General features: G+C 74.1%; 15 protein-coding genes and 3 pseudogenes. 2 read left to right on the forward strand and 16 right to left on the reverse strand.

Features of this window, described 5'->3' with window-relative positions; all coding sequences use genetic code 11:
• Positions 1–8: 8 nt before the first annotated feature.
• The 8 genes and pseudogenes from ACFYY6_RS07550 to ACFYY6_RS07585 form a co-directional block, all read right to left on the reverse strand.
• Positions 9–1,049, reverse strand: coding sequence for an NAD(P)-dependent alcohol dehydrogenase (locus tag ACFYY6_RS07550; protein WP_389192089.1), 1,041 nt, complete (start codon positions 1,047–1,049; stop codon positions 9–11).
• A gap of 71 nt (positions 1,050–1,120) precedes the next feature.
• Positions 1,121–1,894 (reverse strand): SDR family NAD(P)-dependent oxidoreductase, encoded by a 774-nt coding sequence (locus ACFYY6_RS07555; protein WP_351521798.1) that lies wholly within the window; start codon positions 1,892–1,894, stop codon positions 1,121–1,123.
• The gene (locus ACFYY6_RS07560) at positions 1,891–2,547 is read right to left on the reverse strand and encodes a TetR family transcriptional regulator (RefSeq protein ID WP_351521796.1); all 657 of its coding nucleotides are present in this window, start codon (positions 2,545–2,547) and stop codon (positions 1,891–1,893) included. The genes ACFYY6_RS07555 and ACFYY6_RS07560 overlap by 4 nt, the downstream gene beginning before the upstream one ends.
• A 122-nt stretch (positions 2,548–2,669) precedes the next feature.
• Positions 2,670–3,727: pseudogene (locus tag ACFYY6_RS07565) on the reverse strand (PP2C family protein-serine/threonine phosphatase); the annotation flags it as partial.
• 16 nt (positions 3,728–3,743) lie between these two features.
• A complete protein-coding gene (locus tag ACFYY6_RS07570; protein WP_351624676.1) occupies positions 3,744–4,490 on the reverse strand; it encodes a GNAT family N-acetyltransferase in 747 nt (248 codons plus the stop codon).
• Entirely contained in the window at positions 4,487–5,404 is a 918-nt protein-coding gene (locus ACFYY6_RS07575) for an NADP-dependent oxidoreductase (protein ID WP_351521792.1), read from the reverse strand. Before ACFYY6_RS07575 ends, ACFYY6_RS07570 begins: the two co-directional genes overlap by 4 nt.
• Before the next feature lie 777 nt (positions 5,405–6,181).
• Positions 6,182–6,469, reverse strand: a complete 288-nt coding sequence (locus tag ACFYY6_RS07580; RefSeq protein ID WP_351521790.1) for a hypothetical protein — start codon at positions 6,467–6,469, stop codon at positions 6,182–6,184.
• Complete coding sequence (locus ACFYY6_RS07585; protein ID WP_351624829.1) at positions 6,466–7,191, reverse strand: HNH endonuclease family protein; 726 nt, start codon at positions 7,189–7,191, stop codon at positions 6,466–6,468. Before ACFYY6_RS07585 ends, ACFYY6_RS07580 begins: the two co-directional genes overlap by 4 nt.
• A gap of 476 nt (positions 7,192–7,667) precedes the next feature.
• On the opposite strand from ACFYY6_RS07585, the gene ACFYY6_RS07590 reads away from it, so the two are divergent.
• Complete coding sequence (locus ACFYY6_RS07590) at positions 7,668–8,576, forward strand: RNA polymerase sigma factor SigF (RefSeq protein ID WP_389192092.1); 909 nt, start codon at positions 7,668–7,670, stop codon at positions 8,574–8,576.
• 168 nt (positions 8,577–8,744) lie between these two features.
• Here ACFYY6_RS07590 and ACFYY6_RS07595 read toward each other — a convergent pair whose 3' ends face one another.
• Both ACFYY6_RS07595 and ACFYY6_RS07600 read right to left on the reverse strand, forming a co-directional pair.
• Entirely contained in the window at positions 8,745–9,185 is a 441-nt protein-coding gene (locus ACFYY6_RS07595; protein ID WP_389192095.1) for an NAD(P)-binding domain-containing protein, read from the reverse strand.
• Between the two features lie 5 nt (positions 9,186–9,190).
• Positions 9,191–9,901 (reverse strand): adenosylcobinamide amidohydrolase, encoded by a 711-nt coding sequence (locus ACFYY6_RS07600; RefSeq protein ID WP_386607712.1) that lies wholly within the window; start codon positions 9,899–9,901, stop codon positions 9,191–9,193.
• A 427-nt stretch (positions 9,902–10,328) separates the two neighbouring features.
• On the opposite strand from ACFYY6_RS07600, the gene ACFYY6_RS07605 reads away from it, so the two are divergent.
• Positions 10,329–11,321: a PRC and DUF2382 domain-containing protein gene (locus ACFYY6_RS07605; protein ID WP_351521786.1), complete on the forward strand. Its 993-nt coding sequence runs from the start codon at positions 10,329–10,331 to the stop codon at positions 11,319–11,321.
• 448 nt (positions 11,322–11,769) lie between these two features.
• Here the strand turns inward: ACFYY6_RS07605 and ACFYY6_RS07610 are convergent, their stop codons facing one another.
• The 6 genes and pseudogenes from ACFYY6_RS07610 to ACFYY6_RS07635 all read right to left on the reverse strand — a co-directional run bounded on the left by ACFYY6_RS07610 (position 11,770) and on the right by ACFYY6_RS07635 (position 19,366).
• Positions 11,770–12,993: a beta-ketoacyl-[acyl-carrier-protein] synthase family protein gene (locus ACFYY6_RS07610; protein ID WP_351522338.1), complete on the reverse strand. Its 1,224-nt coding sequence runs from the start codon at positions 12,991–12,993 to the stop codon at positions 11,770–11,772.
• Positions 12,990–13,268 (reverse strand): acyl carrier protein, encoded by a 279-nt coding sequence (locus ACFYY6_RS07615; protein WP_351522336.1) that lies wholly within the window; start codon positions 13,266–13,268, stop codon positions 12,990–12,992. Before ACFYY6_RS07615 ends, ACFYY6_RS07610 begins: the two co-directional genes overlap by 4 nt.
• Before the next feature lie 88 nt (positions 13,269–13,356).
• Positions 13,357–15,458, reverse strand: a pseudogene (locus ACFYY6_RS07620) (acyl-CoA dehydrogenase).
• Between the two features lie 568 nt (positions 15,459–16,026).
• Positions 16,027–17,250 (reverse strand): annotated as a pseudogene (locus ACFYY6_RS07625) (beta-ketoacyl-[acyl-carrier-protein] synthase family protein); the annotation flags it as partial.
• A gap of 161 nt (positions 17,251–17,411) precedes the next feature.
• Positions 17,412–18,389: a carbohydrate kinase gene (locus ACFYY6_RS07630; protein ID WP_351522330.1), complete on the reverse strand. Its 978-nt coding sequence runs from the start codon at positions 18,387–18,389 to the stop codon at positions 17,412–17,414.
• 92 nt (positions 18,390–18,481) lie between these two features.
• A complete protein-coding gene (locus ACFYY6_RS07635; RefSeq protein WP_389192098.1) occupies positions 18,482–19,366 on the reverse strand; it encodes an ABC transporter substrate-binding protein in 885 nt (294 codons plus the stop codon).
• Positions 19,367–19,495 lie beyond the last annotated feature (129 nt).

Below are 19,495 nucleotides of genomic sequence, written 5' to 3' on the forward strand. Positions count from 1 at the left end.
CCGGCCGGTCAGCCGTTGGGGAGGATCACCGCGCGGCCATTGATCTTCCCGGCGTGCAGCCGTTCGTACGCCAGCGGCGCCTCGTCCAGCGTGTACGTCTCGACATGGACCTCGACGGATCCGGCGCGGGCGAGATCGAGCACCTCGGCGAGTTCGGAGCGCGATCCCCAGTACGGGGAGGTCACCGTCGTGTTGTACGGCAGGGAACCGAAGCCGACCGGCAGTGCGCCGCCCCCGAGACCCACGATCGTGACGTCGGAGTCGACGGCGGCCGAGGCCCCTGCCGTGGTGACGGTCGGGGGCGCGCCGACGAAGTCGAGGACGACCTGCGCGCCGACGCCTCCGGTCAGTTCCCGGACCTCGGCCGCGGCGTGCTCGTCGGACAGCACGGTCTCGTGGGCGCCGACGGCACGGGCCAGGGCGAGCTTGTCCTGCGAGACGTCCAGGGCGATGACGCGGACGGCCGTCAGGGCGCGCAGCAGCTGGATCGCGACGTGGCCGAGGCCGCCGGTGCCGATGACGACGGCGGTGGCTCCGGGCACCAGCTTGGGCAGGGACCGCTTGATCGCGTGGTACGGGGTCAGACCCGCGTCGGTCAGCGGCACGGCCCGCACCGGGTCGAGGCCGTCGAGCGGCACGAGGTGACGGGGGTCGTCGACGATCATGTACTCGGCCATGGCCCCGGGCGCGCCGAGTCCGGGCGGGGCGATGCCCAGCTGCCTGGCGCGCAGGCAGTAGTTCTCCTTGCCCTCGGCGCACTTGACGCACGTTCCGCAGCCCCAGGGGCCGTAGACCGCGACGGACTCGCCCATCGTGAGGCCGGTCACTCCGTCGCCGAGGGCGGCAACGGTGCCGACGCCCTCGTGGCCGAGGGTGAGGGGCAGCGGGAACGGTATCTGCTCGGCCGGCATGCTCATCACGGCTATGTCGGAGTGGCAGACGCCCGCCGCGGTGACCTTCAGCAGCACCTGCCCGGGTCCGGGCTCCGGGTCGGGCACGGTGACGACCTCGGGTGCCGCGCCGATCGCCCGGTACTGGACGGCCTTCATGGAGTTCTCCTCGCTCTCGGTGTTCCTTGTTCGCCCCCCGTTTTTCCCCCTGCGTCGCCCGCCGGCACCGGTCAGGGGGCGGAGTAGCCGCCGTCCACCAGGTGGTAGCTGCCGTGGACGAAGGAGGCGCGGTCGGAGAGGAGGAACGCGGCGAGTTCGGCGACCTCCTCCGCCGTGCCGAGGCGTCCGGCCGGGTGCAGCGAGATGAGGTGCTCGCGGGCCGCCGCGTCCGCGTCGCGCAGCAGGGGGGTGTCGATGAAGCCGGGGCCGACGGCGTTGATCCGGACGTTCCGCGCCGCGTATTCGAGGGCGGCGGTCTTGGTGAGGCCGACGACGCCGTGCTTGGCGGCCACATAGGCCGGGGAACCGGCGAAGCCGTTGGTGCCGAGGATCGACGACATGTTGACGACGGCGCCGCCGCCCGCCTCGACGATGGCGGGGAGTTCGTGGCGCAGGCAGTAGAAGACGCCGCTGAGGTTGGTGGCGACGACCCGGTTCCAGTCCTCGACCGCGTACTGGCCCGTGGGGCCGCTCGGGCCCGCTATGCCCGCGTTGTTGACGGCGAGGTGCAGGGCGCCGAACGTGTCGACGGCGAAGCGGACACCGGCTTCGACGGACGCGGGGTCGGTGACGTCGACGGCGACGGCGGCGGCCTTGGCCCCCGCGCTCTCCAGGTCGGCGGCCGCCTCGCGGGCGCCCGCCTCGTCGTGATCGGCGACGACGACGGACGCGCCGCCCGCGGCCAGTCGGCGGGCGAGGGCCAGTCCGATGCCGGAGGCGCCGCCGGTGACGAGGGCGGTCCGGCCCGCGAACTCCTGGTCGACGGGGGTGAGAGGGGTGCTCATGGAGTGGTTCCTTCCGTGGTGCGGTGCGGTGCCGGACCGGTGAACAGCTCGCCGGAGAGGGCGTCGAATGCCTGTCCCACCAGTCGGGGCAGGTCGTCCGGGTGTCCGCCGCGTACCCACGCGGCCTGGGCCGCGAGGAGCGCACCGGCACCGGCGGCGACCGTGACGGCCGGGCGAATGTCCAGCCGCGGGTCGACGCCGAGCCGGTCGGCGACGATGACGATCGAGTCCTCCTGCGCGTCCACCCGGATGTGGTGGAACGCCGCGTAGAGGGTGGGCTCCCGCTCGGCGAGCACCAGCAGGGCGAAGATCCGCTCCCAGTGGTGGGACGCCCGCGCCCGGAGGTCGTCGAGCCAGTCGAGGACGGCGCGGCGGTAGGCGACGAGCGGGGGCTCGTCGGCGGGCCGCGCGCGCAGGGCGGCGTTGATCCGGTCGCCGTCGTCCCGGAGCGAGTCCAGGACCGCGGCTTCCTTGCCCGTGAAGTAACGGCTGAAAGTGCGCCGGTCGACGTCCGCGCGTTCCGCGATCTCCTCGACCGTCACCTCCTTCAGCCCCCGGTCGAGCACGAGCTCGACCGCGGCCTGCGCCAGTGCGTCCCGGGTCCTGCGCGCCTTGCGGCTCCGCCGTTCCGGAGGCTTCCGTTCCGGATCCATGATTGCACCGTACACCTGAGAATGTCCCGACGCGACAGAAGTCCCGTCGGGACATCGGATCGTCGGCCCCGCCTCCTGCCGACGCCGGTCGTCCGCCGTCCGCAGGGGCGGTCGAGCGGCGGCTACGCCCCCGGCGCGCCGAAGGTCTCCGCCGCCCGCCGGGCGCCCTGTCCGGCGGGCGCCGGGCGGTGCCGACTTCCGGCCGGTGTACGGCTCAGCGCGAGCACGGCGATGTCGTCGCGGCGGACGCCCTCGGAGAAGCTCTCCAGATCGCCGCGGAGCGCGTCGAGGACCTCGCGCGGACGGCGCCGCGCCCACCGCCCGAGCCGGGCGTCCAACGGGTAGAAGGCGCCGGAGGCGTCGCGGGCCTCGGTGACGCCGTCGGTGAGGAGCAGCAGCGTCGCACCGGGTGGGAAGTCGAACCGCTCCTCGGCCCTCGCTCCCCGCTCAGCTCCGCCAGACCGAGCGGCACGGAGGGACGGCGCAACGGGACCGGCCGGGTCACCCCGTCGTGCAGCAGCCGGGGCGGCAGATGTCCGCAGTTGACGACGCCGAACCGGTCCTCGTCGTCGACGCCCAGCACCAGGGCCGTGACGAAGCGTTCCGTCTCACCGGACTCCGCGGCGAAGGAGTTGTGCCGGGCGACGGTGTCCTCCAGGACATCAGCCACACCGGTCAGCGTGGGTTCGCGGGTGGCCGCCGCCCGGAACGCGCCGAGCACCGCGAAGCCCGCCCCGATCGCGGCGAGCCCCTTGCCCTGGACGTCCCCGATGATCACCGGGTTCCGTAGGGCGACTGGACCACCTCGTAGATGTCGCCGCCCACCAGCCGGTCCTCCTCGATCGGCACGTAGACGCCCTGGGCGAGGATCTGGTCGGTCGCGATGGGCAGCGGGCGCAGGATCTGCCGCTGGAGCGCGACGGCGGCGTAGCGCGGCCTGGCGGTCTCGGCGGCGCGGCGGATCCTGAGCGCGCAGGATCCGACGCCGAGGAAACAGGCCAGCACGGTGAAGCCGAGGCTGATTGGTGATGTCCCAGAGTCCTCCCCCGGTCACCAGCCGCGAGCACACGACGAAGGTCGTGACCCGGACGGCCACGCCGGTGGTCTGCCGGATGGTGCCGAACACCGAGACGAGCGCGGGCACGACCACCAGCAGCGGTACGAGATGCATGTCGTCGCCGACCCTTGCCGCAGGGTCAGCCCACGGGGGTCGCGCGGGCGGCGGCGGGGTCCGGCAGGCGCGCCGGCGGGTTCCCCGGCACGAGCGCCGCCAGGAACGACGTGCGGCGGCGCAGCACGAATCCCAGCGACTCGTACAGGCGGACGGCCCCGGTGTTGGAGGCGGAGGCGTGCAGGAACGGCGTCTCGCCGCGTCGTCCGATCTCGTGGGCGACGGCCCGGACGAGCCTGCCGCCGAGCCCCTGGCCCCGTACGGACTCGTCCGTGCACACGCCGCTGATCTCGCTCCAGCCGGGCGGGCGCAGGCGTTCTCCCGCCATGGCGACGAGCACCCCGTCGCGCCGCACCCCGAGGTAGGTGCCGAGCTCCACCGTGCGGGGCAGGAAGGGTCCCGGGCGGGTCCGGGCGACCAGGTCGAGCATCTCGGGTACGTCCGCGGGCCCGAGCCGTACGGCCTCGGGGAACGGCGCGGCCTCCACGCCCGCGTCGACCAGCTGGACGCCCTCGGCGTGGAAGGTGACCTCCCAGTCCTCGGGCGGCGGCTCGCGGAAGGCCGTGAGGGCCACCAGCCCACCGGGTCCGGCGAGGGCCGCGGCGTCCGCCCAGTCCTCCGCCTCCGGCGCGTCCGGCAGCGCGCACCAGGCGGCCACGTCCGCCGGGTAGCGCAGAACACGGCCGCGCCGTTCGGCGAAGGAGGCGTGCGGACCGGTCAGCGCGGCGTGCACCGGACGGTCCAGCGGGTGCGTGGCATCGGGGACGGTCACCCGGCCACCTCGATCACGATCTTGCCGCGGGTGTGCCCGCTCTCCACCGCACGCAGGGCCGCCCCGGCATCGGCGAGCGGGAACGTCCGGGTCACGTGGGTGCGCAGCACTCCGCGCACGACGAGGTCCCCCACCGCCTCGAGGACCACCGCGTCCCGGGCCCGGGCGACGGCCGCCCCGCCCAGTTCCACCGCCAGCGGCTTGCCCCCGGCGCTGATCAGCCGGGCCGGGTCGACCAGCGGCGCCACGGCCCGCAGGGTGTCGCCGCCGACCAGGTCGAAGATCGCGTCGATGCCGTCCGGGGCCGCGGCCCGTACCCGGTCGGCGATTCCGTCGCCGGACTCGACGTGCACCGCGCCCAGCGATTCGACGTAGTCCTTCTTGTCCGCGCTCGCGGTGCCGATCACCCGGGCGCCCGCGTGCCGGGCGAGCTGTACGGCGGCCGATCCGACGCCACCCCCGGCCCCGGTGACCAGGAGCGTCGAGCCGGGGGCCGGGCCGATCTGGCGCACGCCGTCGTAGGCGGTGGCCGCCGCGACGGGCAGCACGGCCGCGTCGGTGAACGACAGCTCGGCCGGCTTGTGCGCGGTCACGGCGACGGGCAGAAGGGTGTACTCGGCGTACCCGCCGGCCACCGGGTTGCCGAAGACCTCGTCCCCGACCGCGAACCCCTCGACGCCCGGCCCCACGCCCTCCACGACACCGGCCGCCTCGCTGCCGAGCACGGTGGGGAACGGCTGCCGCTCGCTGCCGGGCCTCACGTAGCCCCTGCGCAGCTTCCAGTCGACCGGGTTGACCCCGGCCGCCCGGACGGCGACGAGCAGCTCACCGGGGCCGGGTACGGGCATGTCCCGGTCGACCAGTGCCTCCACCTCCGGACCGCCGTTACGGGTGAACACGTAAGCCTTGGGCATGGGTTCCCTCTCTCCTGCTCCTGCTGGTCATGGGGCCGCAGTGCTCCCGGCCGGTCCGGCCACCGCTCGCCCCAGCAGCGGGAAGGCCGTTCCCGGCGCCCGTATTCCCGGGCCGGGCGAATGTTCACGAGGGCGCGACGATCGGGACGACCCTGTCCGGACCACGGCGTTCCGGCATCGGTCGGCGGGTCGGGCGACGAGCAGTGGGAGTTCTTCGCCGAAGCCGACGAGCAGGCCGCCGCCGTCGACCGGGGCCAGGGTGGGCACCCGGTACGGAAGTGCGTCGGCCCGCCGATCCGACGGAGCGTTCGCGGATCCCCTGCGCGGACGGTCGCTTCGCCGCTGACGGCGACGGTACGGCCGTGCGGCGCGGCGATCACCGGATCGGCGATCCGATGCCGGTGTCCGGCGGCGGGTGCGCCGTCGAGCGGTGCACGACCGCCGGCCGCCGCTCCTCCTCCCCCACCGTCGTCGCGCCGGTCCCCGCCTCGTGCGCGCGGCCGCGCTCGCCGGACCACGCGGCGGAGCACTCCGGGTCCGCCGCGCCCCTGGGATTCCTCGACCCGGCAGCGGCGCCGAATTCCGCGTCCGCGCGGTCGGCCGGGCCGGGACGCGGGTCGTCGGCCAGATCCTCTCCCCCTGGGCACCCCGCGCCTCGTGGCGCGTCCGGGCACGGTGGGCGGCCGATCGCACGGGCGAGCCGCCCCCCGCCGCCCGGCGGACGAGCCGGAGGATCGGCGGGAGCCGTGGGCCCACATCGGCCGGCGGACGACCGGTTCAGGGCGTGGCCCGCGCGGCGCCCCCGTGGCGGATCCGGGCGAGGACGTCCCGGTGCAGGGCCTCCAGCCCCTCGGGCGGCAGCGGCACGGGACTGCCGGTGAGGGTGTACCACTCGTCGGCTTCGGTGTACTGGACGGCGATGTCGGCGCGCCCGTCGGGCCGCGGGACGGTCGCGACGGTCAACTCCCCTGTGATGACACCGACCTCGTCGGTCATCGCCCCGCCGGGACCCGCCACGACATCGTCCACGAGCCGGCCCGGGCCTGCCGGTTCGTGCGCGTTCATGAGCCGCAGGTGTCCAGCATCTCGCCCAGCGTGTCCTTCTCCGCCGCGGTCACCGACAGCTCGTACGTCGCCTTCACCGAGACCCAGGAGCGGGCGTAGGTGCACCAGTACGTCTTGGTCGGCGGCTGCCACTCGTCCGGTCCCTGGTCGCCCTTGGAGCGGTTGGAGGCCGCCGAGACGGCCAGCAGCTGCGGGTGGGTCAGGTCGTTCGCGAACGCCTTGCGCCGGTCCTGCGTCCAGGCGCGGGCCCCGGAACGCCAGGCGTTGGCCAGCGGCACCGTGTGGTCGATGTCCAGGTCCGAGGCGTTGGTGAACGTCTCGTCGTCGTAGACGCTGACCCACTTCCCGGACACCGCCCGGCACTTGTCGTCCCGCTCGACGCCGGTCCCGTCGCGCCCCAGCACCGTCTCCCGGGTGTCGCAGGACTCGCCCTGCGAGGCCCAGTGGGGGAACTTGGAGCGGCTGTAGCCGGACATCGAGCCGTGTGCGGCCACCTTCAGCCCCGCCAGGTCCTGCCGCGCCCGCTCGGCGGTCGGCACGCCCGGCAGGGTCGAGGCGGGCCCGTCGGCCCGGCCGCCGCCCGAACCGGCCGAGGCCGTGGCGGTCGGCTTGCCGTCCGTCGTGGCGGGCGACGTCGCCTCGTCGACCACCGAGCACCCGGCCACCGCGAGAACGGCCACGGTCGCCAAGCCTCGCCCCCACCAACGCCGCTGACCCACCATGACCTGGACGCACCCCTCGAAGACTCGCAGCAAAGAAACGTTCCTGCACACCCTATCGACTCCGGTCCCCCGCTCGGCTCGCGCAACTCCCGGCCATTCGAACGGATTGTTCCGGTTCTCCGGGGGCACCCTCGCGACCGGGCCCCGGACCGGCGGTGCGTGGTTCGGTCACCGTCGATTTCGACTCAACTACCAGCGGATGTACGGAGGTCGGCCCCGGCGGGCCCTCGGCTGTGGCAGTCTGGAGACGGCCGCCCCACCGGGCTCCCCCGTACCGGTGGGGCGGTTCCGATGCCCGGCGCGGCCGACGGCCCCGCGCGTGGCACGGTCCGTCCTCCGTGCTCCTGACCGGCCATCACGACGGTTCCCGGCCATTGACCGCCGCTCCCGCCGTCCGGCCTCCGCTCCTCCGCATGAGCGCCCGCTTTCGGGGGCAGGCGCTCACTCCTCACCTACGACCAGGGGAGTGTGACGAGATGACGGCGCACACCGCGCGGACCGGCCGTACGGACGGTGCGGGAGCCGGGAGGTTCGAGAGCGGCCCGCAGAGCGCCGCCGACGACGGCGAGCTGCCGTGGATCGAGAACGCGGGCAGGCTCGCCCCGTCGGACGCGCGGGAACTGTCCCGGCTGTTCTTCGACCGCCTCCGGGCCCTGGAGGAGGGCACCCCGGCCCATCAGTACGCGCGCAACACCCTCATCGAGATGAATCTCTCCCTCGTCCGGTTCGCCGCGGGGCGGTTCCGGAGCCGGGGCGGCGGCGACATGGAGGACGTCGTCCAGGTCGGCACGATCGGGCTCATCAAGGCCATCGACCGCTTCGACCTCTCCCGGAAGGTCGAGTTCACCTCCTTCGCGGTCCCCTACATCACCGGGGAGATCAAGCGCTTCTTCCGCGACACCGGCTGGGCCGTCCATGTGCCGCGCCGGCTCCAGGAGCTGCGGGCCGACATCGCCGGGGCCACGGAGTCGCTGGCCGCGGAGCTCGACCGCGAACCCACCGTCCGCGAGCTCGCCGAACAGCTGGGGCTGGGCGAGGACGAGGTCGGCGAGGGGCTCGTGGCGGCCAACGGGTACACGGCGGGTTCGCTGGACATGCTGGCCGAACCGGTGGGCACGTGTCGGCACCGCGGTCCGGGGCGCACCTTCGCCGACGTCCTGGGCGGCCCCGATCCCGCCATCGAGACGGTGGAGAACCTGCACGCGCTCGCGCCGCTGCTGGGCGGCCTCGACGACCGCGAGCGCCGCATCGTCGACATGCGTTTCGGCCAGGAGATGACGCAGTCCCAGATCGGGGCGGAGCTCGGTGTCTCGCAGATGCACGTATCACGGCTGATCAGCCGGATCCTGCGGAAGCTGCGCAGCGGGATGTGCGTGGAGGAGTGACCCGGCGACGCGGAGGGCCGTCGGCGGCGGTACCTCCGGGGACCGTACCCGGCGTCCTTCCCCGCGCCCTCCTCGCCGCTCCCCTCGTCGGCCCGCTCCCCCGCCCTCCTTCCACGCCCCTCGTGCGGACGGCTTCCACTTCTCTCCATGCGGCGCGGACCGTGACCGTCAGCCACGCCGCTCGCGCGGAGGGCTTCCGCGCTCTTCGCGCCGGAGTCCCGCGCCGGGCCGTCGGTGCCGTTCTTCGGGGTCCCTCCGGAACAGCACCTGGCCGGGGCCCAGCCCCGGCTCGGCGGCGGGTGCCGCGGCGACCGAGAGGCCGTCGACCAGCATGGTGAGGACGACGTTCGCGCCGCGCACGGCGTCCGCCACCCTCTCTGCGACCGTGGCGCCGTCGGCGGCGAGCGAGGCCGCATTGGCCCGCGTGCGGTTCCGGACATGGACGTCGAGACCCGCCCGGAGCAGGCCCCGGGCCATGGCGGAGCCCGTGATCCCGGTCCCCAGGACGGCGACGCGGAGCGTGGGGGCGGGCCTCGCGGCGGCATCGGGCCGGCTGCGGACCGGCGGTGTTCGGGGCAGCGGCGGCGTCGGCCCCGGGACCGGTGGCACCGGGGTCAGCGGAGGTGTTCGGCAGCGTGAGGAGGGCACTCCCTTTCGTCTGCCGCGTCCGGAGCGGGTTCGCCTGCCGCGCTCCGGTCGGCCCGCTCCACGGTGGACTCCCAGGATTGCCCGAGCGCGCCTTCGCGGACGGCCGCGTGCACGGCCCTGGCGAGTCGCGCGCCCCAGCGGGAACGCGGTCCCGCGAAGGGTTCGCCCGGGGCGCTTCCCGGGCAGGGCGCGGCGACGCAGACGGCGTCGGTGGGGGTGCCCGAGCAGTCGAGTCCCGCGTCCAGGAGCGCCTGCACCTTGGCCTCGGTGGCCGTGGCGACCGCGTTGACGAGTGCCGCGTCGGAGAGCGCCACCGGCAGGGTGACCACGATGTTGACCGTGCCCGGCCGCGGCGGTCGCCCGGCGTCCCCGTCGGCGGCACCGGTCTCCCGGGCGGGGGCGGCGGCCCAGCCGCGCACGCCGAGGCCGCAGGTGGCGGTGGCCGTCACCCCCTCGTCGGTGGCGAGGGCGTACGCGGCTACGTCGGCCGCCGTCATCAGGCCCGCGCCCGGCCCGGTGAGGCGCTCCGCGGCGGCGATCTCGGCGAGGTGGCGGTCCGGGTCCATGCGCGGGTAGCCACCGGGGACCTGGGCGTTGAGGATCCACCCGCGCGGGCCGATGCCTCCGCCGAGCACGGCGCTGCTGCACACCCGCCATCCCGGTCCCAGCCGCCACACCAGATGGTGGAGGTCCAGACCGTCCTCGCGTCGGGCGAGCAGCTCACCGCGCTGCTGGGGCAGCCGGATGCGTACGGAACTGATGGGACACCCCCGGGTGGTACGGCGGGACGGGGCCGACGGACGGCCGGACGATCATACGGGTCGGGCCCGTGGCGTCCCCGGGCCCGGTCCGTGCCGCCCCGCCGCGCCGGTGCGCCACGTCGTGGGACCCGCCGGAAGCCACCCTCACCCGATTGGCCTAACGAAGGTGCGGCCCGCCCACCGCCGTGCCACGCCGCAACCGCCGACGCCGCACGCGTGCGACGTCCGGCCTCCGGGGACGGGGCGGTTGCAGCGTCCATCCGGGTGAGGCGCGATGGGAATCGGACGCGCCTCCCCTGATGGACCCAGCCACAGGACGCGCCCGGGTGAGGAGGAATCGGTCATGGGAGCCGCTGACGGATTCACGGATTCCGGAGAACTCGACGGTCTGACGGTGTACGACACCGCGGGCGAGAAGGTCGGCAGTGTGGGACGGGTCTATGTCGACGACAACACGGGCCGCCCGGACTGGATCACGGTGAAGACCGGCCTGTTCGGCATGAAGGAGAGTTTCGTGCCCCTTGCCGGAGCCCGCCGCGTGGGCTCCGACCTGCACATTTCACATCCGAAGGACCGCGTCAAGGAAGCCCCGCGGGTGGACGCGGACGCGCATCTGTCCGTGGCGGAGGAGGAGGAGCTCTACCGTCACTACGGCCTCGCCAGGAACACCAAGGGCAGGCTCGGCGGCCCGGCGGGCACCGGAACCACGACCGGGACCGGGGCCATGGGCGCGGCCGGAACCGGGCGCGGGACATCGGCCACGACCGGCACCTCCGCCCCGGGCACGGACACCTCCCGCACCACGCCGCGCACGTCCGGCATGGCCGGAGCCGGATCGGGCACGGGCCGGCGCCGTGACGCCGGAACGGCCGAGCGACCGCTGGTCGGCGCCGGGGCGGGCACCGAGCGGTCCGCCGAACTCCGCGGCAAGGAGGAGTTGATCCGTTCCGAGGAGCAGTTGCGTGTCGACACCGAGGAGTACGAGAGCGGCAGGGCCCGCCTGCACAAGTACGTCGTCACGGAGAACGTCACCAGGACGGTGCCGCTGACGCACGAAGAGGTACGGGTGGTCCGCGAGACGCTGCAGCCCGGAGAGAGGACGACGGGACCCGCGAACATCAGCGAGCAGGACGTCGAGGTCACTCTGCACGCCGAGCGCGCCACCACGCGCAAGGAGACCGTGCCCGTCGAGCGGGTGCGCCTGGAGACCGAGCGGGTGACCGAGCAGAAGGAGATCTCCGCCGAACTCCGCAAGGAACAAATCGACTACACGGACGCCAAGAACATCGGCCGCGAGGGCCCCGGCGGTGGGTCCGGCCGGGGACGCCACCGCTGAGCCGGCCCGACGCACCCGGCCGCCGTGCCGGGAGACGGAGGGCGAGGGGTGCGGACCCGGGTGTGTCACGGGTCCGCCCTTTCCGCGCCCGCGGGCTGCCGCCCCGTGGGACCGGGGCGTGAGGTGACCGGCACGGGCGGATCGCGCCGATGCCGGGCACCGGGGTGGTGGTCGTGACCGGGTCCGGCACGACCCGGTCGGCGTGCGCCGCCGCGCGGTCGGCCGTGCGGGGTGTCGGCCCCGGCCTTGCGACCTCGTCCACGATTGGCAGTGGAGGAAGGAGCGGCGTCCGGGGCCTTCGAATCCAAGGCGGAGGAGGGAGTCGGATGGGGTCTCCCCTGCTCGAACGCAGCTGAGAGCTTGGGGAAGGAGCGTCGGGGACTGACGACAACGCCGGAGGCGGAGGTCCCGGACACCGCGATGCCGCTGACAATCGTGGACGAGGTCGTTATGGCCGCTGGAGGGCGAGCACGGCGTTGTGCCCGCCGAAACCGAAGGAGTGGCTCACGGCCCGCCGGACGGGCCGCCGCAGCGGCTGCCCGACGACGCAGTTGATGTCGAACTCGGGCGCCGGGGCGTCCAGGTTGGCGATCGGGGGCACGACACCGCGCTGGAGCGTCAGGACGGTCAGCCCGGCCTCGATCGCCCCGGCCGCCCCCATGCAGTGGCCGAGTACGCCCTTCGGCGCGGTGACCGGCGGCCGGTGCGGGTAGACCCGGCCGATGAGGGCGGCCTCGGTGGCGTCATTGCTCGGTGTCGCCGTGCCGTGCGCGTTGACGTGGTCGACGTCGTCGGACGCCCAGCCCGCGTCCCGCAGCGCGGCCTCGACGGCGGCCTGAGCCACCGCGCCGGACGGATGCGGGCTGGTGGGGTGGTGGGCGTCGGTGGTGGCGCCGGTGCCGGCGAGCAGGGCCCTCGGCGCGGCGCCCCGGGCCGCCGCGTCGTCCGCGCGTTCCAGCACCATGACGGCGGCGCCCTCGCCCATGACCAGTCCGGCCCGGTCGGCCGCGAAGGGACGGCACAGCCGGGCCGGGTCGCCGACCGCCCGGGCCGCGGCACCGGACCGGGCGAATCCGGTCATGGCGACCGGGTAGACGATCGACTCGGTGGCCCCGGCGATCGCGACGTCGCACTGCCCGGTGGCCAGCAGGTCGCGGGCGACGGACAGGGCGGTGGCCCCGGACGAGCAGGCGGTGCACGGTGCCAGGCTGGGACCGGTGGCCCGGAACTGGATCGCGATCTCGGCCGCGGGCATGTTCGGGATGGTGAGCAGGATCCCCGAGGGCGACGTGGCGTCGGGCCCGTGCCGGTCGAGCACCACGGCCTGCTCGGTCAGTGCCGCGGAACCCCCGCTGCTGGTGCCGACGACGACCGCGACCCGGTCGCCCTCCCACCGCTGCGGGTCCAGTCCGGAGTCGGCGACGGCCTCCCGGGCCGCGACGACGGCGAGCTTGACGTACTTTCCCATCCGGAAGGACGTACGGCCGCCGATCGCGGCGTCGAGGTCGATCCCGTCGACCGTGCAGGCGAAGTCGATCGCGCAGCCGTCGAGTTCCGGGACGGTGCGCACCGGCGAGACCCCGGCACACACGCCCTTCCAGGTGGACTCCGTGTCGTTGCCCACCGGGGTGATCATTCCCAGGCCCGTGACGGCGATGTCCGGCTTGTTCATCGGGCGTTGCTCAGGTGTGCCTCGGGGCGGGCCGGTGTCGCGCACCCGCGCGGCGGGTCCATGAAGCGCGAGATCTCGGCCAGCGTGGCGCCCTTGGGGATCCTGTCCAGGTCCGTTTCGCCCCCCGTCGTCTCCCTGAGCAGGACGGCGAACTCGGCGACGGCGAGGGAGTCCATCTCCAGGCTGTCCATGGTGGAATCCGGGTGGATCTCGGAGGGCGGCACCTTGAAGGTATGGGTCAGGACCTCGGTGATCCGCGGATGAATCGTACTCATGAGCTTCCTCTCCATCATTCGGTACGACTGTCGGCGCAGTGGGACGACATCGTCCCGACGCCGGATCAACTGAGTGACGTCGATCCAGTTACGCCTTATGGCGAACCGATTCGGCACGGCCGGTCGGCGGCGACACGTGCCAGCGGACCAGAACGGCAGGCGTCCCCCAGAAGACCAGCAGCACGACACGGACCACGAGGACACCGGCCGCCTCCCCGACCCGATGGCAACGGCCGGTGGTCCTCGTGTCGTTCACCGCTCCCGCCGCTCGGCCGCGACCGTGGCCAGGTCCCCTCCTCCGTTCCGGTGCCAGGCGGCCTCCGGGTCGTCGTAGGCGTCGACGTAGCCCTCCCCGGCGATGGGCCAGTCCGCGAGGAGTTCGGCGGGCAGGGCGAAGGCGTCGGCGAGTTCGGGGAGCCGGTCGACGAGGGCGGCGATCAACCGGTCTGCCGCGTCCGGCAGTTCGCGGACCTGATGAGGAGTCATATATCCGGCGGCCAGCAGGTCGCCACTGCCGAGGGCGATCCGGTCCAGCGCGAACAGCCGTTGCAGCCATGTGAGTTGTTCGCGGGCGCGGCCCTGCGGCAGCCGCTGAGCCGCGTCCGTGAATGCCTCGGCCGCCTGCCGGTGGGCATGGGCCTCGACGCCTCGCAGGGCGGGCCCGGAGGCGGCGTTCCACCGCGCCAGCGGATCGCCGTGCGGAGCGCTTCCCATGCGCCGCCCGGCACGGTCGAACCAGATCCGTTCCAGGGCCGCCAGCAGCCCGACGAGGAACCGCGGGTCGGAGAGTTCGCCCGGTTCGCCGCCGGAAGGGACCGCGCGGCCGGCCGGTTCGGCGGCCAGAAGCATCTCCGCGGCCGCCTTGGCGTGGATCGCCAGATTGTCGCCCTCCGCGGTGATGGCGCCCTCCACCCCGGTGAGCAGCGCGCTCATGCCGTTGTTCTCCAGGAGCGCCTGCGCGCCGCAGCGTTCGCGGCATTCCACGATCACCGACCTGGCCTGCCAGGTGATCCACCCCTTGGCGACGGCGACCAGCCGCTCCGCGTCCTCCCGACAGGTCTCCGCCGCGTCCCCCCGTGCCGCCTCCCAGTGGTCCAGGGCCCTGCGGTGCAGCAGACTCATCGCGAAGACGGTGGCCATGGCGCGGACGAGCGGCCCGTGGTGGCTGCGGTGGGCCATCACCGGCACCTGTCCCGTGCCGCGGGGTCCCGAGACGTGGCGGTGGACGCCGTAGCGGACGGCGACGGCGAGCGTGGCCCGCGCGGAGCCGACCGCGCAGGCGCTCATCGAGATCTTTCCGGCGGTCACCCTCCCGATCGACGCGAGGAGGCGCCGCCTGCGGTTGCCGATCGCGCTGCTGAACACACCGTCGTCGCCGATCCGCCCGTGGTCCCCGGCGAGCAGCGCGTCACGCCCCACGAGGACCCGCTCGAAGGAGGTCAGGCAGTGGTCCACCGGGCTCCCCATGCGCGCGGGAAGCCTGCGCACCCGCACACCGGGCAGGGGGCGTTCGGCGTCGGTGAGCGGTACGAGGAAGAGGAAGACCCCGTGATCGGCGCCGTCGACGAGCAGCCGGGCGGCCACGAGCCCCGCCTTGGGACCGCCCGCCGGACTGGTGTTGGGCATGAACTTCTGGGCTCCGGCGTGCGGAGTGTGCAGCACGAACCCGTCGCGGGCGCGGTCGTAGCGGGCGATGGTCTCGATGGCCGCCGCGTCGTTGCCGTGCGCCACCTCCGTGCACAGGAAGGTGCCGGTGCTGCGCAGCCGGAGGAAGTCCGACAGGTCGCGACGGCCGGGGCCGTCGTGGTCGAGGAGACTGCCGAGGAAGAGGTTGTAGTGGATACCGGCCACGGTCGTGAGCGCCGGGTCGACCGGACCGAGCCATTCGTGCAGGGCCGCGAGGGCGCGCGGGTCGGCGGCGAGCCGCGCGCCGCCGTCGGGGCCGGTGGCGAGGCCGTCGTCGACGTCGCCGTCGAGGCCGTGGACGAGACCGTCGTTGAGCGCGCGCAGGCGGTCGTACGCGAGGCGCAGACGCTGCCCGGTGGTGGGGCGGTCCGGTCGCCGGAACGGTTCTGTGGCGATCAGCCGCCGCCAGAAACCGTGTTCGCGGTGGTGGTCCTCTCCGAGGAGCACTGCGGTGAGGAGTTCCGTGGACCGTTCGGTGAACGGGCTGTCGATCGTTGCGGTCATGAGACATCAACGATTCAGTCAACGGCTGGTGCCGCTCCCGGCAACGTTTGCCCCGTCGCACCGTCCGGCACGCACTCCCCCAAGGCCTCAAGGGCCAGGGAGGACCCCCTTCGGCGTTGGCCGAGAGTCCACGTAGCCCTTCCCCAAGCTCTCGACTTCGTTCGAGCAGGGAAGACCGCATCCGAGGGCTTTCGGCCGCCTTGCGATCAATGGGGTCTCCCCTGCTCGAACAAGGCTGAGAGCTCGGGGAAGCACCGGACGACGCTCCTTCCGGGCAAACCTTGCCGGTCACGGCACTAACGACCTCGCCCACGATTGTCAGCGGCGTCCAGGACCTCCGCCTCCGGCGTTGTCGTCAGTCCCCGACGCTCCTTCCCCGAGCTCTCAGCTGCTTTCGAGCAGGGGAGACCCCATCCGACTCCCTCCTCCGCCTTGGATTCGAAGGCCCCAGACACCGCTCCTTCCCCCACTGCCAATCGCGGGCCAGGTCGTAAGACACCGGGACCGGTACGCCGTCGCGCCCCGCGTCGGGACGCCCTCGCCGGGGCAGCGGACGGTCCTCGTCGACGCGCCGGAAGGCGAGCACGACGTTGTGCCCGCCGAAGCCGAAGGAATGGCTGAGCGCGCGCTCGACGTCCTGCGCCCGGGGCTCCTCGACCACGCAGTCGAGGTCGGAGCCGTCCGGCAGCGAGTCCAGGTTGGCGACCGGGGGCACCAGACCGTGCTCCAGGGTCAGTACGGTGGCCACCGCCTCGATCGCGCCTCCCGCCGCGAGGGTGTGTCCGAGCACGCCCTTCGGCGCGGTCACGGACGGCCGGTGCGGGAACATACCGGAGATCAGGCCGCCCTCCATCGCGTCGTTGAGACGGGTGGACGTGCCGTGGGCGTTGATGTGGTCGACCTCGTGGGCGGCCCACCCGGCCTCGCGCAGCGCCGCCTCCACCGCCCGGCGCGCACCGGCCCCGTCCGGGGAGGGGGCCGTGGGGTGGTGCGCGTCGGTGCCGGATCCCGTGCCGGTCAGCAGGGCGCGCGGACGACGGCCGCGGGCATACGCGTCGCGCGTGCGCTCCAGCACCAGCACGGCGGCCCCCTCACCGATCACGAATCCGTCCCGGTCGGCGGCGAACGGGCGCGATGCCCCCGCCGGGTCGGCGGTCCGCAGCGAGAGCGCGCCCATGCCCGCGAAGGCGCTCACCACCAACGGGGTCACGACCGACTCCGCGCCGCCCGCCACCACCACGTCGCACCGACCGCTCGTCAGCAGGTCGCGGGCCAGGGAGATCGCGGTCGCCCCGGACGCGCACGCGGTGGCCGGGGCGAGGCTGGGGCCGTGCGCCCGCAGCGCGATGGCGACCTCCCCCGCGGCTGCGTTGGGCATCATCATCGGAACGAGGAGCGGCGACACCGCCTCAGGTCCGTCGTGCTCCAGCCTGCGCGCGTTCTCGGTGAGCACGGCCACCCCGCCGACGCCGACCCCGAGCACCACGCCCACCCGGCCGCCGTCCCACCGCTGCGGTGACAGCCCGGCGTCGGCGACCGCCGCGCGGGCGGCGACCAGCGCCATCTTCACGAACCGCGCCATCCGCCACACCGAACGCCCGCCGACGGCCTCGTCCAGGTCGATCCCATCCACCGGACAGGCGAAGTCGACCGGCAGTCCGGCCAGTTGCTCACAGCGCCGGGCCAGCGACACCCCGGCGCACAGCCCCTTCCAGAAGGTCCGTTCGTCCGCTCCCGCGGGAGTCACCATCCCCACGCCGGTCACCGCGACACCCGTGTCGGCCCGCCCCATGTTCCGCCCCCTCCTCCGTAATCGATCACGCCTACCGGTTGTCGAACGGCCGTAGCCCCGGGGAGGATGCGCTCCATGAGCCGAACGGGTCACGGTTCGGCCGTCCGGGCCATGCGCGGGTGACGCGTTCACCCGTCCGTCGCACCGGCTCGCGCCATCCGTCACGGGTGCCGTACGGCCGGCCCGGGGATGTCGCGGCGCCGCGACCGGTCGCGGGCGAGCGCCGCCCGCAGTTCGACCGCGTCCGGCGGGTTGGCCCCGGCCCGTGCCACGGTGACGGCGGCGCAGGCGGCGGCGTGGCGCAGGACGTCGGCGACAGTGGACCGGTCCGTCGCGCGCAGCCGCTCCCTGCCGTCCGGGCCGAGCAGCCCGTGCGCGGCGAGGGCGTGCAGGGTGCCGGACATGAAGGCGTCGCCCGCCCCCACGGTGTCGACGACGTCGGTGGCGAACGCGTCGACCGTGACCCGCCCGCCGGGCAGGACGGCCAGGGCGCCGTCGCCGCCGCGGGTGACGAGGACGACGGCCGGCCCCCGGCCCAGCCACCGCCGCGCGACCGTCTCCGGCTCCTCACCGGGGTACAGCCACTCCAGGTCCTCGTCGCTGGCCCTGACCACGTCGCTCAGCGCGACGCAGTGCTCGACGCTGCGGACGGCGGCTTCGTGGTCGCCCATCAGTGCGGGCCGCACGTTGGGGTCGTAGCTGACGGTCGCAAAGGTGCGCAGCGACTCGACGGCGGCGAGGACGGTGGCCGCGCCGGGGTCGGTCACGGTGGCGATCGAACCGGTGTGGACGTGGTGGGGCGGCCGTTCCGGCGTGACCGGGGCGAGCGTCCAGGCGATCTCGAAGGCATACGCGGCCCGGCCCTCGCGGTCCAGGGTCACAACGGCCGACGGGGTGGGGTCCGCGCTGCCGTCCGTGCGCACCTCGACCCCTGCCTCGGTGAGATGACTCCTGATCAGGCGTCCGTGGTCGTCCGGACCCAGTTGTGTGAGCAGGGTGACGGCGTGCCCGAGCCGGGCCAGGCCGTGGGCCACGTTGGCGGGGCTGCCGCCCGGGTGGACGTGGACGTTCCCGTCCGGCAGCCGGACGATGTCGGCGACGCATTCGCCGATGACGAGCAGGTCGAGGGGGTCGGGCATGGGGCGGGCTCTCCTGGCGTGCGGGGCCGAGGCGCCCCGGCGGACGGCGCGGCGTGCGGTCGCGGTGGGCCCCCATCCTGCCCCGGCCGCGCTCACCGGGCGGCGGCGCCCCCCACCGCGTCCGCCACGAGGTCCAGGAAGCGCGCGTGGGCCCGCGGGCCGCAGACCGGCTCCGGGTTCCACGGGACCACCCGGGCGGCCCGTTCGATCGCGGCCCACTCCGGGTTCGTCCGCAGGTCGTCGAGCGGCGTGGCGTTGACCCGGATGTCGGCGAGGACGATGTCGGGGCGCAGCGCCGCCGCCTCGGCCCAACCGACCGTCGACCAGCTCGCGCCCGGCCCGTCGGCCGGTTCCACCAGGTCCACGCCGAGTTCGGCGAGCACGCGCAGTTCCGGCCACATGCGGGGGCGAGCCAGATGCGTCCGTTCCTGTCCGGCCGGGGAGAGCGCGACGACACGGGTCCGGCCCGCCCCGGCGCAGAGCGTGCGCAGCCGGTCCCGGGCGGTCTCCAGGTCCCGCGTCCCCGTGGTGGGCGCCTCGGCCCCGAGCGACCGGGCGAGTGCCGCGAACCGTTCGGTGACCTGCGCGAAGGAGCGCGCCCGACCCACGTCGAGGACGACGACCGGAACGTGCTCCTCCAGGTGCTTGGCGGTTTCCGGGGCAAGGGCGTAGACCTGTCCGCCGCCGTAGCTGACGGCCACGACGAGGTCCGGCTCACCGCCGAGCAGGGTGTCCGCGTCCAGGGAGCTGCCCGCCCCGACGTAGGCGACCGTGTCCATCGGGAGCGATCCGGTCTTCGCCGCGTCCGGCACGGTGGGGTCGTCGTGGTCGGAGCCGAACATCGCGGCCGGGCGTGTCCCGTGGTCCCACAGGGTCGCTCCGGCCTGCACATAGGCGAGCACCCGTGTCGGGCGCCGCGCCGCGGTCGCCACCTGTCCACGGTCGTCGGTGAACTCCCACACAATCCGCTCCCTCACCGCGCACGCCCTGCGGCCCGTTCGCCGGGGCGTCTTCGCCCGTCCGTCCACATGTCGTACATCAGTACCTGCCCAGCACATGCGTGCGACATCCTCCGCGTCGGCCGGTTCGGCACGGTTGGCGCGAAG

Origin of the sequence: Streptomyces sp. NPDC001750 (assembly GCF_042892615.1) — a bacterium.
Classification (GTDB): domain Bacteria; phylum Actinomycetota; class Actinomycetes; order Streptomycetales; family Streptomycetaceae; genus Streptomyces.